General features: G+C 54.8%; 12 protein-coding genes. 8 read left to right on the top strand and 4 right to left on the bottom strand.

Annotated elements, in window-relative coordinates:
- Positions 1-11: 11 nt before the first annotated feature.
- From WEB64_RS00280 to xseA, 3 genes are all read right to left on the bottom strand, one after another.
- A complete protein-coding gene (locus WEB64_RS00280; RefSeq protein WP_091853604.1) occupies positions 12-221 on the bottom strand; it encodes a cold-shock protein in 210 nt (69 codons plus the stop codon).
- Between the two features lie 373 nt (positions 222-594).
- A complete protein-coding gene (locus WEB64_RS00275; RefSeq protein ID WP_368059278.1) occupies positions 595-2,469 on the bottom strand; it encodes a propionyl-CoA synthetase in 1,875 nt (624 codons plus the stop codon).
- A 118-nt stretch (positions 2,470-2,587) separates the two neighbouring features.
- Positions 2,588-3,970 (bottom strand): exodeoxyribonuclease VII large subunit, encoded by a 1,383-nt coding sequence (gene xseA / locus WEB64_RS00270; protein WP_368059276.1) that lies wholly within the window; start codon positions 3,968-3,970, stop codon positions 2,588-2,590.
- Positions 3,971-4,124: 154 nt separating this feature from the next.
- Here xseA and guaB point away from each other — a divergent pair, with 154 nt between their 5' ends.
- The 6 genes from guaB (at position 4,125) to WEB64_RS00240 (ending at position 10,575) form a co-directional block, all read left to right on the top strand.
- Positions 4,125-5,588, top strand: a complete 1,464-nt coding sequence (gene guaB / locus WEB64_RS00265) for an IMP dehydrogenase (protein WP_368059274.1) — start codon at positions 4,125-4,127, stop codon at positions 5,586-5,588.
- A 68-nt stretch (positions 5,589-5,656) separates the two neighbouring features.
- Positions 5,657-7,234, top strand: a complete 1,578-nt coding sequence (gene guaA / locus WEB64_RS00260) for a glutamine-hydrolyzing GMP synthase (protein WP_368059272.1) — start codon at positions 5,657-5,659, stop codon at positions 7,232-7,234.
- Between the two features lie 24 nt (positions 7,235-7,258).
- The gene (gene tadA, locus WEB64_RS00255; RefSeq protein WP_368059270.1) at positions 7,259-7,753 is read left to right on the top strand and encodes a tRNA adenosine(34) deaminase TadA; all 495 of its coding nucleotides are present in this window, start codon (positions 7,259-7,261) and stop codon (positions 7,751-7,753) included.
- A 3-nt stretch (positions 7,754-7,756) separates the two neighbouring features.
- Positions 7,757-8,743, top strand: a complete 987-nt coding sequence (gene galE / locus WEB64_RS00250; protein WP_368059268.1) for a UDP-glucose 4-epimerase GalE — start codon at positions 7,757-7,759, stop codon at positions 8,741-8,743.
- A gap of 49 nt (positions 8,744-8,792) precedes the next feature.
- Positions 8,793-10,136, top strand: coding sequence for a UDP-glucose/GDP-mannose dehydrogenase family protein (locus WEB64_RS00245; protein WP_368059266.1), 1,344 nt, complete (start codon positions 8,793-8,795; stop codon positions 10,134-10,136).
- Positions 10,137-10,146: 10 nt separating this feature from the next.
- Entirely contained in the window at positions 10,147-10,575 is a 429-nt protein-coding gene (locus WEB64_RS00240; protein ID WP_368059264.1) for an HIT domain-containing protein, read from the top strand.
- An 8-nt stretch (positions 10,576-10,583) separates the two neighbouring features.
- Here the strand turns inward: WEB64_RS00240 and fabR are convergent, their stop codons facing one another.
- Entirely contained in the window at positions 10,584-11,219 is a 636-nt protein-coding gene (gene fabR / locus WEB64_RS00235) for an HTH-type transcriptional repressor FabR (protein ID WP_368059262.1), read from the bottom strand.
- 524 nt (positions 11,220-11,743) lie between these two features.
- Here fabR and WEB64_RS00230 point away from each other — a divergent pair.
- Positions 11,744-11,989 carry an FmdB family zinc ribbon protein gene (locus WEB64_RS00230; protein WP_368059260.1) on the top strand — a complete coding sequence of 82 codons (246 nt, stop codon included), beginning with the start codon at positions 11,744-11,746 and terminating at the stop codon, positions 11,987-11,989.
- A 39-nt stretch (positions 11,990-12,028) separates the two neighbouring features.
- Positions 12,029-13,837, top strand: coding sequence for an aspartate--tRNA ligase (aspS, locus tag WEB64_RS00225; protein ID WP_368059258.1), 1,809 nt, complete (start codon positions 12,029-12,031; stop codon positions 13,835-13,837).
- The last annotated feature ends 21 nt before the right edge of the window (positions 13,838-13,858 follow it).

Here is a 13,858-nt window from a genome sequence, read left to right as displayed (position 1 = left end):
AATTCATAACCTCAGACCGGGGTTACGTTTTCCGCCTGGGGGCCTTTGGGGCCCTGCGTGACGGTGAACTGTACCTGCTGGCCTTCTGCCAGAGTACGGAACCCGCTTGCATTGATTGCACTGTAGTGAACGAAAACGTCACTGCCACCGTCCTGAGCGATGAAACCAAAGCCTTTGGACTCATTGAACCACTTGACGTGGCCGGTTTTAGTATCAGACATTGATCTTTCCTGTATTTCCGAAATTTTTGCCCTCACGGGACCTTCGATTGCTTTGGACAAACAAGACCGAAGCAACGCTTGCTGAGAAATGGAAAGGAGTACCAAGGAAGGGGCAACGAAGAGCACAAAAGCAGGACGTTGTGACACTTTCACTGAATACCGCTGTCTTTTCACAGCAATTTCAGTATAGACCGTGTCAGCAACTCGTCAACGGTTTTTTTAAGATTGTAACGTGCTGGTTTAAAAGAAATTTTAGGTTGGATGCCTTTTTCGTGAAATCATGTCTGGGGCCAGCGTGCCGGTATGTTGGGGTGGCTTCGGGTAGATTGGTTATCGATCGGGCCGCCGGTTTTTTTACGGCAGCCCATCCCCGTTAGTGTTTCAAGTGCTGATTGATCTCCTCGAGAATCGCAGGGTCATCAATGGTAGAAGGCACTGAGTATTCTTCGCCATCGGCAATTTGCCGGATAACCCGCCGCAGTATTTTGCCGGAGCGGGTTTTGGGTAGACGCTCCACCACGATCGCTCTGCGGAAGCAGGCAACCGCTCCGATACGGTCCCGAACCATCTCGATGAGCTCTTCTTCCAACTCGTCCTGGGATATGGTTGCGCCATCTTTGACGAGTACCAGTCCAATCGGCACCTGACCCCTGAGTTCGTCGTGAGCTCCAACGACACAGCATTCAGCTACCGCCGGATGAGCCGCAACCACCTCTTCCATTTCTCCCGTCGACAGCCGATGCCCGGCCACATTAATGACGTCATCGGTGCGACCCATAATGAAGACGTAACCTTCTTCGTCGACATAGCCGCCATCGCCGGAGCTGTAATAGCCGGGAACAGGCTCCAGGTAAGTCTTGCAGAATCGGGCATCGTCGCCCCAGACGGTAGTCAGGCATCCGGGAGGAAGGGGGAGTTTCACCACCACGTGGCCCTGATCACCGGTACGAACCGACCGACCTTGTTGGTCGACAATTTTTACATTGAAGCCCGGCGTGGGCACTGTGGCGGAGCCTGGTTTCGCTGGCAGAGCTTCGATGCCCACCGGATTGCAACAGATTGCCCAGCCGGTTTCCGTCTGCCACCAATGATCCATGATTGGCAGGCCAGTATGCTCATGAAGCCAGTCATAAGTGGGTGGGTCCAATCGTTCTCCGGCCAGAAATATACGGCGCAGCGCGCTGATGTCATAACGCTTGAGCTGATCCGCTTCCGGGTCTTCTTTGCGCACGGCACGAAAGGCCGTGGGTGCGGTAAACAACAGGTTGACCTTGTGTTCCTGACACACGCGCCAGAAGGCGCCCGCATCAGGCGTTTTGACAGGCTTCCCCTCGTAGAGAATTGTGGTACAACCGGCAAAAAGCGGTGCATAGACAATATAACTGTGGCCGACCACCCAACCTACATCAGAAGCTGCCCAGTAAACGTCGCCAGGGCTGGCACCGTATACCAGAGACATACTGTACTTAAGCGCAACGGCGTGACCACCGTTATCTCGGACCACGCCTTTGGGCTTGCCAGTGGTGCCGGAGGTATAAAGAATATAAAGCGGATCGGTCGATTTAAGCGGTATTGGGTCAGCAGGGGTGGCGCTGGCTATCAGATCCTCCCAGTCAAAATCCCGGCCGGAGGTCATTTCAGCCTTCACTTGAGGCCTCTGCAACACTATGCAGCAGTCAATTTTGTGGTCGGCTTCCTCAATTGCCTTATCAACCAACGGCTTGTAAGGAATAACCTTCTGTACTTCGATACCGCAGGACGACGTCACAATGACTTTCGGTTTGGCGTCGTCAATTCGTACTGCCAGCTCGTGGGAAGCAAACCCGCCAAAAACCACAGAATGCACCGCACCGATTCTGGCACAGCCGAGCATGGCGATGACGGCTTCAGGCACCATGGGCATATAGATGATAACCCGATCACCTTTCTTGATTTCCCGATCCCGAAGAGCGCCAGCAAAAAGCGCTACCTGATGAGTAAGTTCTTTATAAGTCAGTGACCGGGTTTCGCCGGTCACCGGGGAGTCGTACACCAGTGCTTTCTGGTCGCCCCGCCCAGCCCTGATATTGGCGTCCAAAGCAACATCAGAGGTGTTCAGAATGCCATCGGGGAACCAGTCCCCATGGCCATTCCCTTTTGCCTCCCAGATAACAGAGGGCGATTCTATCCAGTCCAGCTGTTCAGCCTGTTCGCGCCAGAAATCTTCGGATTGCTTTATAGATCTGTCGAATTCGGAGTGATATCCCATTACTCCACCTCCTTGAAGGATGCTTTTTTATCGTTGTTATCTGCCATCTCCAGACTTTAGGCGCTTTGGCAGTGAGGGGTACTAGACCAAAGGCTAACGATAAGCTGGCTATGGCAGATTAATCTCGATTCTGCGTTGGAGAGAGATCGGTGGAGCCCACGTGAATACGCACGACGGTGGCCTCCACGGAGCCCCGGGAGAGGCGGGCGGTAAGTGTGTCACCCGGTTTCAGTTCGGCTGCATTTCTGATCACCGGTTGGCTGCTCGTCTGGACGATAGCGTAGCCACGGTCGAGGGTCGCGAGCGGGCTCACAACATTCAGCGATTGTCCGAGATGGCCCAGCCTCTCGGATTTCCGCAGTAATAAGCGTTCCATACTACTAAAAAGCTGATCCGATACCTGGCCAAGTCGGGTTTGATTAAGGCCGAGCTGGCGGCCAGGAGACTGCATTGCAAGGCGGTTACGAAGGTGATCGAGCCGGACTCGTTCACGGCTCAGGCGGTTTTGGGTGACGGTTACAAGGCGACTATCCAACTCATCAAGACGCTGAGCTTTCTCCATCAGTTCCCGGCGGGGGTCTCGTAACCGCGCCCCGAGGTGTCCCAATTGGTTTTCCAGGCGCCGGAGAGTTGTCTGCAGGGATTGTGCCAGGCGAGCTTGCTGGCCCTCCAGATGACGGAGCCAGTCATGCTGGTCTGGTGAGAGCTTTTCTGCGGCGGCTGAGGGGGTGGGGGCTCTGAAGTCCGCTACAAAGTCAGCGATAGTGAAGTCTACTTCGTGTCCGACAGCGCTCACGGTGGGCAGGGGACAGTTGGCTATAGCGCGGGCTACAGCCTCGTCGTTAAAACACCACAGATCCTCCAGTGAGCCACCGCCCCGGCCGATGATGAGGACGTCTGCTCGGCCATGCTGTTCGGCCCGGCGAATCGCCACGACAATCTCTCCTGCCGCAGCGGCGCCCTGAACCACCGTCGGGTAAACCGTCACCGGTATCGAGGGGAAGCGTCGCTCTAGCACTGTGAGAATATCGTGGATAGCCGCACCGGTGGAAGACGTGACCACACCAATATGCCGGGGCAGGGTCGGGACCGGTTTCTTGCGGGCCGGATCAAACAGCCCCTCCGTCTGGAGCTTGTATTTCAGTTCCTCAAAAGCCTGTTGCAATACTCCAAGGCCCGCGGGCTCAATGTGCTCTGCAATGATCTGATAATCGCCACGGTTTTCATACAGGCTGACTTTGCCCCGTATGCGTACCTGATCACCTTCTTTCGGTATCCCCCGAATTCGCTGGTTGAAGCCTTTAAACATGGCGCAGCGCACCTGGCACTTGGCGTCTTTCAGAGTGAAGTACCAATGCCCCGAACCTGGCCTGGAAAAGCTGGAAAGCTCCCCCACAACCCAGGCCTGCATAAAACTGACCTCCAGCAGATGACGAACCTGATGATTAAGTTCGCTGACTGTTAACGCACCTGGTCGGGTTGGAATGGCAGGTATATCCATAAAATATAGGGGATTTCCGAAAAGGGGTGTGGGTCAAAAATAGCGAAAATTCAAAAAGATGCAACATTCTTATAAAACACTGCCGGTTTACTGTGAACCGCCACGGATTTATAATGGATCGATTAAACTTAGCACGTTCAAAAGGCGGGTCCCAATGTTGCGTATTGCCGAAGAAGCCCTCACATTTGATGATGTCCTGCTCATCCCTGGATATTCAGAAGTTCTGCCAAATCAGGTTAACCTTAAAACCCAGTTGACCAAAGGTATCGCACTGAATATTCCGCTGGTTTCCGCTGCTATGGACACCGTCACCGAGGCGGAATTGGCGATCGCGATGGCGCAGGAAGGCGGCATCGGCATAATGCACAAGAATATGAGCCCGGAGCAACAGGCCGCGGCGGTTCGAAAAGTAAAAAAGTACGAAAGTGGCGTAGTAAAGGACCCCATCACCGTCTCCCCTGATACCACTGTCCGCGAACTGCTTGATATCACGACCGCGAACAATATCTCGGGCCTGCCCGTGGTCGATGGGCGTGACCTGGTCGGCATTGTAACCGGTCGGGATATTCGTTTTGAAAGTCGTCTGGATACCCGCGTCTCCGACATCATGACGCCCAAGGATAAACTCGTTACAGCGCCGGAAGGGGCCGATCTTGAAGAAGTTAAAAACCTGCTTCACAAACACCGTATCGAGAAGGTTCTGGTCGTCAACGACGAGTTCCAGCTCAAAGGTCTTATCACCGTCAAAGACATCCAAAAAGCCAAAGATTACCCGCTGGCTTGTAAGGATGAGCAAGGGCGACTGCGCGTTGGTGCTGCGGTAGGTACCGGGGGGGACACCGAAGCCCGTATTGCTGCCCTGGTCGAGGCGGGCGTCGATGTCATTGTTATTGATACTGCTCATGGCCACTCCAAAGGCGTGATTGACCGTGTCAGCTGGGTCAAGACCCGCTATCCCGAAGTGCAGGTTATCGGTGGCAATATAGCAACCGCTGAAGCGGCCATTGCGCTGGCCGACGCCGGTGCTGACGCGGTCAAGGTCGGGATTGGTCCGGGTTCCATCTGCACCACTCGTATTGTGGCCGGTATCGGGGTGCCTCAGATTACTGCGGTATCCAATGTCGCTGCGGCTTTGAAAGATCGTGGCGTGCCGCTGATCGCTGATGGTGGCGTTCGGTTCTCCGGTGATATTGCCAAGGCGATTGCCGCGGGCGCTTACTGCGTGATGATTGGTGGCCTGCTGGCCGGTACTGATGAGGCACCTGGTGAAGTTGAGCTGTTCCAGGGTCGGAGCTACAAAGCTTACCGGGGCATGGGATCTATCGGCGCTATGGGGCAGGGGTCCAGCGACCGGTATTTTCAGGATGCCAGTAAAGGTGTTGATAAACTGGTTCCGGAAGGTATCGAGGGTCGGGTGGCCTGTAAAGGACCCATGCGCAACATTGTTCATCAATTGATGGGCGGCCTCCGGGCCTCCATGGGCTACACGGGCAGCGCCTCAATGGAAGAGATGCGTACCAAGCCGCAGTTTGCACGAATCACCAATGCTGGCATGCGCGAGAGTCATGTGCACGATGTCACCATCACCAAAGAAGCGCCGAACTATCGCGTCGGCTGATTCCGACCTTACCCCCTGCGCGGTTCAGGTTATGGAGCCGCGCTGTTCAACTCTGACTTGAGGACCCCATGGCCCAGAACATCCATGACCACCGCATCCTGATTCTTGATTTTGGCTCCCAGTATACTCAGCTCATTGCCCGTCGAGTACGGGAACTAGGCGTCTACTGTGAGGTCAGGGCGTTTGATATCACGGACGCTGAGCTTGATGAATTCAATCCCAGGGGTATCTTGCTTGCAGGTGGTCCGGAGTCGGTCACTCAACTGGGCGGTCCGCGGGCGCCGGATGGTCTGTTTGATCGGGGCATTCCGGTCTTGGGGATTTGCTATGGCATGCAAACCATGGCTGAGCAACTCGGTGGCAGGGTGGCCAGTTCCGAGAAGCGGGAGTTTGGCTATGCCCAGGTTAAAGTCCGGGCTGAAGGCGCGCTGTTAAATGGCATCACCGATCACCTTACCGGCCAGGGCGAGTCTTTGCTGGATGTTTGGATGAGTCATGGCGATAAGGTCGTTACCTTGCCTGAAGGTTTTGAGCTGCTGGCGTCGACCGAGAGCGCTCCCATTGCTGCCATGCAAGATCTCAAACGCAAGCTTTTTGGTGTTCAGTTCCACCCGGAGGTTACTCATACCCTGCAGGGCCAACGTATCCTCGAGCACTTCGTATTGGATATCTGTGCCTGTGATGCGCTCTGGACGCCAGCGAAAATCGTCGACGATGCCGTACGCCAGATTCAGGCTCAAGTAGGATCGGAAAAGGTGCTGTTGGGGTTGTCAGGAGGTGTCGATTCCTCAGTTACGGCTGCCCTGCTGCATAAAGCGATCGGGGACCAGCTCACCTGTGTATTTGTGGATAACGGCCTGCTGCGCCTGCACGAAGGTGATCAGGTCATGGACATGTTCGGCCGCAATATGGGCATCAAGGTGATTCGGGCCGACACTGAAGATCTTTTTCTCTCGCGTCTCAAGGGGGTCAGTGATCCTGAGCAGAAACGCAAGATCATCGGCAATAGCTTTATTGAAGTCTTCGACCAATACGCGACTGAAATTCGGGAAGTGAACTGGCTGGCACAAGGCACGATCTATCCGGATGTCATCGAGTCGGCAGCTTCCAAAACCGGTAAGGCCCACGTCATCAAGTCTCACCATAATGTGGGTGGTTTGCCAGAGAAGATGAAGCTGAAGCTGGTGGAGCCCCTGCGTGAGCTTTTCAAGGACGAAGTTCGCCGTATCGGTCTGGAATTGGGTCTGCCTTACGATATGGTCTACCGGCACCCGTTCCCGGGCCCGGGTCTGGGCGTGCGGATTCTGGGCGAAGTCAAGAAGGAATACGCGGACATCCTGCGGCGGGCGGATGCGATATTTTTGGAAGAATTGCACCGGGCAGACCTTTACCACAAGACCAGCCAGGCTTTTGCTGTTTTCCTGCCGGTCAAATCCGTCGGCGTGGTCGGTGATGCCCGGCGTTACGAATACGTAATTGCGATTCGAGCTGTGGAGACGGTAGATTTCATGACTGCACGGTGGGCGCGCTTACCGTATGAGTTACTGGAAACGGTATCGAACCGGGTTATTAACGAGATTTCCGGCGTCTCCAGAGTAACTTACGATATTTCATCCAAGCCTCCCGCTACCATTGAGTGGGAATAATCCGACTTACCGGGGGCGATATCAGTGGATGATGAATTCTGGATGAATCGCGCCCTGGGGTTGGCGAAGTCTGCCGCTGATCGGGGTGAAGTACCCGTTGGCGCCGTGGTGGTCAGAGCCGGTCGCGAAATTGGTGCGGGTTATAACGCTCCGATCAGTAGTTGCGACCCCACCGCCCACGCTGAAATCAGAGCATTACGGGATGCTGCTCGACGAGAGGGTAATTACCGCTTGTCCGGAGCCACCCTATACGTCACGCTTGAGCCCTGCACCATGTGTGTCGGAGCTCTTATCCATAGCCGTGTTTCGCGGCTTGTGTACGGTGCCCGAGAGCCCAAAGCCGGTGCGATTGAATCAACGCGCCAAACGTTGAACGAAGACATTTTCAACTGGCAGGTTGAGGCCGTCGGGGGCGTACTTGAACACCCATGCAGTGAGGTGATTTCCGACTTTTTTGCTGCTCGTCGTGAGCAGATTCGCCGTCGGCGTCATGGTCATTCAGGGAACGAACAGGAGTAATCCATGAAAGTGCTCGTTACCGGCGGTGCCGGTTATATTGGAAGTCACGTGGTACGTCAGCTCGGAGAAGCGGGCCACGATATTGTCGTATTTGATAACCTGTCCACCGGGTATCGCTGGGCAGTCACTTTTGGTGAGCTGGTCATAGGCGATCTGGCGGATGAAGAGGCAATTGAGGCCGTCTTCAGCCAACACAGATTTGAAGCAGTTCTGCATTTTGCTGCCAATATCGTGGTTCCGGAATCCGTTGCCAACCCGCTCAAGTACTACAGCAACAACACTCGTAATACCCTGAATCTTTTAAAAGTCATCGAGCGGCATAAAACGCCTTACATGGTGTTTTCCTCAACTGCTGCGGTATACGGCATGCCTGATGAGAAAGTGCTCGCTGAATCGCAGCCACTGGCGCCCATCAACCCTTACGGCGCATCGAAGATGATGAGTGAGCGCATGATTATGGATCTTGCTGCCGCTTCTTCATTGAACTATGTCATTCTGCGGTATTTCAATGTTGCAGGCGCAAATCCTGATGGTCTGCTTGGTCAGGCCACGCCGGAAGCGACGCATTTGATCAAGGTCGCCTGTGAGTGCGTTACCGGTCAACGTGATGGCATGAGTGTATTCGGCACCGACTATGACACCCGGGATGGCACCTGTGTTCGTGATTACATCCACGTTGAAGATCTGGCCAAGGCTCATGTAATGGCGCTTGAATTCATGCGCAACGGGGGCGAGTCTCAGGTTCTGAATTGCGGATACGGGCGCGGCTTTACCGTCAGTGAAGTCATTGATGTGGTTAAGAGGCTGTCCGGGAATGACTTCCCGGTAGAGCGGGTGGGGCGGCGCGCTGGCGATCCGGATGCTTTGATGGCTGACAACAGCAAAATTACCCGAACTCTGGGCTGGACGCCTGATCACGACAACCTGGATACCATTGTCGGTACAGCGTTGGCGTGGGAGGCCATCTGGCAGAAGCGGCGCCAGGCCTGATAACCGTTTCAAGCGACTTATGACCACTTTTCAGGATGGAGTTTAAAGGATGAAAATCACCATTTTCGGTACTGGCTACGTCGGTCTCGTTACAGGCGCATGTCTTGCCGACGTTGGCCATGATGTACTCTGTATGGACGTTGACGAGAACAAGATCGGTAAATTGAAGAACGGACATATTCCCATCTACGAGCCGGGTCTGGACAGTATTGTTAAGCACAACGTGGAAGCTGGCAGACTGAATTTTACCACCGACACCGAACAGGCTGTGGGGCATGGTGCTTTGCAGTTCATTGCGGTGGGCACGCCTCCGGATGAGGACGGTTCTGCCGATTTACAGTACGTAACGGCGGTCGCGCGCTCCATCGGCCAGTACATGACCGACTACAAGGTAATTGTCGACAAGTCGACAGTGCCGGTTGGTACGGGTGACAAAGTTTATGCTGCCGCCCGGGCGGAGCTGGATCGCCGTGGCCTGGAGCTGGAATTTGATGTTGTATCGAATCCTGAGTTCCTCAAGGAAGGCGCCGCGATCAATGACTTTATGAAGCCTGATCGAATCGTAATTGGCACCGACAGTGAGCGGGCGCAGGATTTGCTGCGGGAAGTCTACTACCCGTTTAACCGCAGCCATGACCGCATGATCTACATGGACATTCGTTCCGCTGAGCTGACGAAGTACGCGGCCAATGCCATGCTGGCGACGAAGATCAGTTTCATGAATGAAATTGCCAATATATCCGAACGACTGGGCGCCGACATTGAGGCTGTCCGCCGCGGGATTGGTTCCGACCCCCGTATTGGCTACCACTTTATATATCCGGGTTGTGGCTATGGCGGTTCCTGCTTTCCAAAGGATGTAACGGCGCTCACCAGAACTGCCCGTGATTGCGATTATGAGGCCCGACTTCTGAATGCTGTGGATGAAGTGAACGCCGCCCAGAAACACGTACTTTTCGACAAGGTCAGCCACTACTTTCAGGGCAATGTGGAAGGTAAAGTAGTTGCACTCTGGGGGCTCGCTTTCAAGCCCAATACTGATGACATGCGCGAAGCCTCTGCCCGGATGCTAATGGAAGATTTATGGAAGGCAGGCGCCAAAGTACAGGCATTTGACCCGGAAGCGATGGAGGAGACCCAGCGTATCTATGGTGATCAGGAAGGCTTACAGCTTTGCGGAACCAAAGAGCAGGCATTGAAAGGTGCGGATGTGCTGGTAATTTGTACCGAGTGGAAAGAATTCCGCTCTCCGGATTTCGCCAGTATTGCCGCCGCGCTGAAAGAGCCCGTGATATTTGATGGGCGCAACCTGTATGAGCCGGAAATGCTTGAGCGCTATGGCATGATCTACTACGCCATTGGCCGCGGGCGTAACCAGTTCACTGCGGTCTGAGATTCAGGTTATGGCCTTTGAACTGCACCCTCGTCTTGCAGAGGACACCATCAGCCTGGGCTACACCGGGTTGTGTGATATACGGTTGATGGACGACTCCACCTGGCCCTGGCTGTTACTGGTACCTATGCGAGAAGGTGTGCGGGAAATCTACCAACTGTCCGAACGGGACCAAGTGCGTTTACTGAGAGACTCCTCTGCGCTCGGTAAGGGCTTGATGGAGCTGTTCGGTGGCCACAAGCTCAACGTGGCAGCTCTCGGTAATATGGTGCCTCAGTTGCACGTGCACCATATCGTCCGGTATGAAGGTGATGTCGGCTGGCCGGGTCCTGTGTGGGGTGTTCGAGCGCCTGTTCCTTACTCCCCGGCAGGGCTTGATCGACGAATCGAAGTGCTCGGTGAACTGATCGAAGACATGGTACAGAAAGGCAGCGACTAAGTTGTCAGCTAAGCTTGTTCTGGCTGTTTTCGTGAGACCTTGGCCAGGGTTTGGGAGCCCACCAGAATCATTCGGAGCTCAGTCTTCAGTTTGGTTTTTAGAATCTCTTTTTCCTTACTGCTCGCATCCAGTGCTTCGGCGCCATGGTTAAACACCAGGGTAACCATGGCTTCAGCGACTAGGTGGGCATCATAAAGAGGCTTCTTCTGCTCATCGGCAATTCGCCGAAGGTCGTCGGCCAGCTCAGTAACAAAATGGTCAATTTCTGCCTGGACCGCAGTGCGGAATGGCTTCGAAACGCCCGTGCGTTCACGAAGCAGCAACCTGAAAAGGTTCGCGTTATTGCCCAGGTACTCCATAAATGTTTCGACTGATGTACTGATGGCACTACCGTTGCGGGCAATGCGTTTGCGAGCCTGGCGCATCAGTTGGCGCAAGGCGAGCCCACTCTCGTCCACCAGGGCCAATCCGAGCTCGTCAAGCTCTGCAAAGTGACGGTAGAAAGACGTCGGCGCAATGCCAGCCGCTCGCGTCACCTCTCGGAGACTCAGGCTGCTAAAACCCCGGTCGGCACTTAACTGGCCCAGCGCGGCATCCATCAGCGCTCGACGTGTTTTCAACTTCTGTTCGGCTCGGGCTGCCAAATTGGTGCTCCATAGGCGGGATGACTAGGCGAAGTATTCTAGCCTTCAGACCTTGCGCCGTCATCTATGGATAAAGAAGTACCATTGAAGTATCGAGAAGGCCCCGTCGGAGTCGGAATGGAGGGAGTGGGCCTGCCCTTACCAGACCGTGTGTTGCCATGGATGGCAACACCGAGCCTACATGGATGTATCGACGGCGTGTCTGGTAAGGGCAGGCCCGCTCCCTCCACAGGCTCCAGTCAGCCAGCTGACTAACCGAAGTCCCCGATACGCCAACAAAGAATACCCATCGCCCCCTGATTTTATGATTGATTGTGTTTATAATGGTGCGCTTTTTACAGGGTCCGCCAAAACTTGCAAAGTTGTCATGAAATTGGCAACCCCGACAGTGACATACGGCGTATCCGATGATGTGAGCAGGGCTGGTATCCGAAAAGGGCAGTGTCCCGTCCGGCTAATTCGTTGACCTACTGCGAATTAGCCGGACGGGACACTGGTGTTGGTTATATTGTGGGGTATCTGAAATGCCGATTTATGAATATGTATGTGACGACTGTGGGTTTGAGAAAGACATTATCCAGAAAATGAGCGAAACGCCTCTGAAGGATTGCCCTTCCTGCGAGGCAGCCTCGTTCCGGAAACGGATCTCTGCGGCGGGTTTTCGCCTGGCCGGGACCGGCTGGTACGAAACCGATTTTAAAACCGGAAAGAAGAAGAATCTGGTGGAGAAGGGCAGTTCATCAACACCGACAGAATCCTCTGCGGGCTGAAAACACATTCAATCGAACACAGAAACAACGGGACAGGGTATGCGCAGTCACTATTGCGGTGGAATCGACGAATCTCACATTGATCAGGACGTTACACTATGTGGTTGGGTCCACCGCCGCCGTGATCACGGCGGGGTTATTTTCCTTGATTTGCGCGATCGGGACGGCATTTCCCAGGTGGTGTTTGATCCAGATACCCCGGAAAGTTTTTCGCTGGCTGAAAAAGTCCGCAGCGAATTCGTTATCCAGGTGACCGGTCGCGTTCGCCGCCGCCCAGCTGGCACTGAAAACGCCAATATGCCTACCGGGCAGGTTGAAGTGCTCGGCACTGCATTGACCATTCTGAACGCCGCTGCCACGCCCCCGTTCCCGCTGGATGAACATGTCGATGTTGGTGAGGATGTTCGCCTGCGTTATCGCTTTATTGACTTGCGGCGCCCGGAAATGCTGAACCGCCTTCGGTTCCGGTCACGGGTCACCAGTTATATCCGCAACTTTCTCGACCGCAATGAATTCATGGATGTTGAGACCCCGATCCTCACTCGCGCCACGCCCGAAGGCGCCCGCGACTATCTGGTGCCCAGTCGTACCCATGAAGGCTCGTTCTTCGCCTTGCCGCAGTCGCCCCAGCTTTTCAAACAGCTTCTGATGGTGTCCGGCGTTGACCGTTATTATCAGATCGCCAAGTGCTTCCGGGATGAAGACCTGCGGGCGGATCGTCAGCCTGAATTCACCCAGATCGACATTGAGGCATCTTTCATCAACGAAGATAGCCTGATGGGTTTGACCGAGTCGATGATCCGGGACCTGTTCAAGGATGTGCTGCAGGTCGAACTGCCCGAGTTCCCGCGTATGCCGTACGCCGAAGCCATGCAACGCTACGGCAGTGACAAACCGGACCTGCGTATTCCGCTGGAACTGATCGATGTGGCTGATCTGGTTGCTGGCGTTGATTTCAAGGTCTTCGCTGGGCCAGCCAACGACGCTAAAGGTCGGGTTGCTGCTCTGCGAGTGCCTAAAGGCGGCGAAATCAGCCGTAAGCAAATTGATGATTACACCAAGTACGTTGGCATCTATGGCGCCAAGGGCCTGGCCTATATCAAGGTCAATGATCTGAGCAAAGGGGCTGAAGGCCTGCAATCGCCGATTATCAAGTTTCTGGGCAACGAAGTCGCGCTCGCCATTATCGAGCGCGTAGCTGCTGAAGACGGCGATATCGTGTTTTTCGGGGCGGACAAGACCACCGTCGTCAATGAAGCCCTCGGTGCGCTGCGTATCAAGATCGGCCATGATCTGAAAATGCTGACGAAAGCGTGGGCGCCCCTTTGGGTGGTGGACTTCCCGATGTTTGAGGAAACCTCTGATGGCGGCCTGCACGCTATTCACCATCCATTCACTGCTCCGTCCTGCACGCCGGAACAACTGGTTGCCTCCCCGGACACCGCGTTGTCCCGAGCCTACGATATGGTGTTGAACGGTACGGAGCTTGGCGGTGGATCAATTCGTATCCATGACGAGACCATGCAACAGACCGTGTTCCGGATTCTGGGTATCGAGGAAGAAGAAGCTCGCGCCAAATTTGGCTTCCTGCTGGACGCCCTGAAGTTCGGTTGCCCTCCGCACGGTGGCCTGGCATTTGGCCTTGACCGGCTGGTGATGCTGATGACCGGGGCATCCTCCATTCGCGACGTTATTGCGTTTCCGAAAACCCAGAGCGCTACCTGCCTGATGACTCAGGCGCCGGGTCTGGTGGATGAACAGCAACTGCGGGAGCTGCACATCAAGCTGCGCAAGCCTGCAAACAAACAGGTGCCGGAGTCGGTTGGCAATGTGGACCTTGGCGAGTAAAGCGGTCGAGCAACGCTGACC

Origin of the sequence: Marinobacter sp. (genome assembly GCF_040882185.1) — a bacterium.
GTDB lineage: Bacteria > Pseudomonadota > Gammaproteobacteria > Pseudomonadales > Oleiphilaceae > Marinobacter.
The sequence above is the reverse complement of the archived record's forward strand: the minus strand, read 5'-3'. Positions and strand labels throughout refer to the sequence as shown.

Coding starts and splice junctions, on each gene's coding strand:
- WEB64_RS00280 (WP_091853604.1), bottom strand. CDS start 221: ATGTCTGATACTAAAACCGGCCACGTCAAGTGGTTCAATGAGTCCAAA.
- WEB64_RS00275 (WP_368059278.1), bottom strand. CDS start 2,469: ATGGGATATCACTCCGAATTCGACAGATCTATAAAGCAATCCGAAGAT.
- xseA (WP_368059276.1), bottom strand. CDS start 3,970: ATGGATATACCTGCCATTCCAACCCGACCAGGTGCGTTAACAGTCAGC.
- guaB (WP_368059274.1), top strand. CDS start 4,125: ATGTTGCGTATTGCCGAAGAAGCCCTCACATTTGATGATGTCCTGCTC.
- guaA (WP_368059272.1), top strand. CDS start 5,657: ATGGCCCAGAACATCCATGACCACCGCATCCTGATTCTTGATTTTGGC.
- galE (WP_368059268.1), top strand. CDS start 7,757: ATGAAAGTGCTCGTTACCGGCGGTGCCGGTTATATTGGAAGTCACGTG.
- WEB64_RS00245 (WP_368059266.1), top strand. CDS start 8,793: ATGAAAATCACCATTTTCGGTACTGGCTACGTCGGTCTCGTTACAGGC.
- WEB64_RS00240 (WP_368059264.1), top strand. CDS start 10,147: ATGGCCTTTGAACTGCACCCTCGTCTTGCAGAGGACACCATCAGCCTG.
- WEB64_RS00230 (WP_368059260.1), top strand. CDS start 11,744: ATGCCGATTTATGAATATGTATGTGACGACTGTGGGTTTGAGAAAGAC.
- aspS (WP_368059258.1), top strand. CDS start 12,029: ATGCGCAGTCACTATTGCGGTGGAATCGACGAATCTCACATTGATCAG.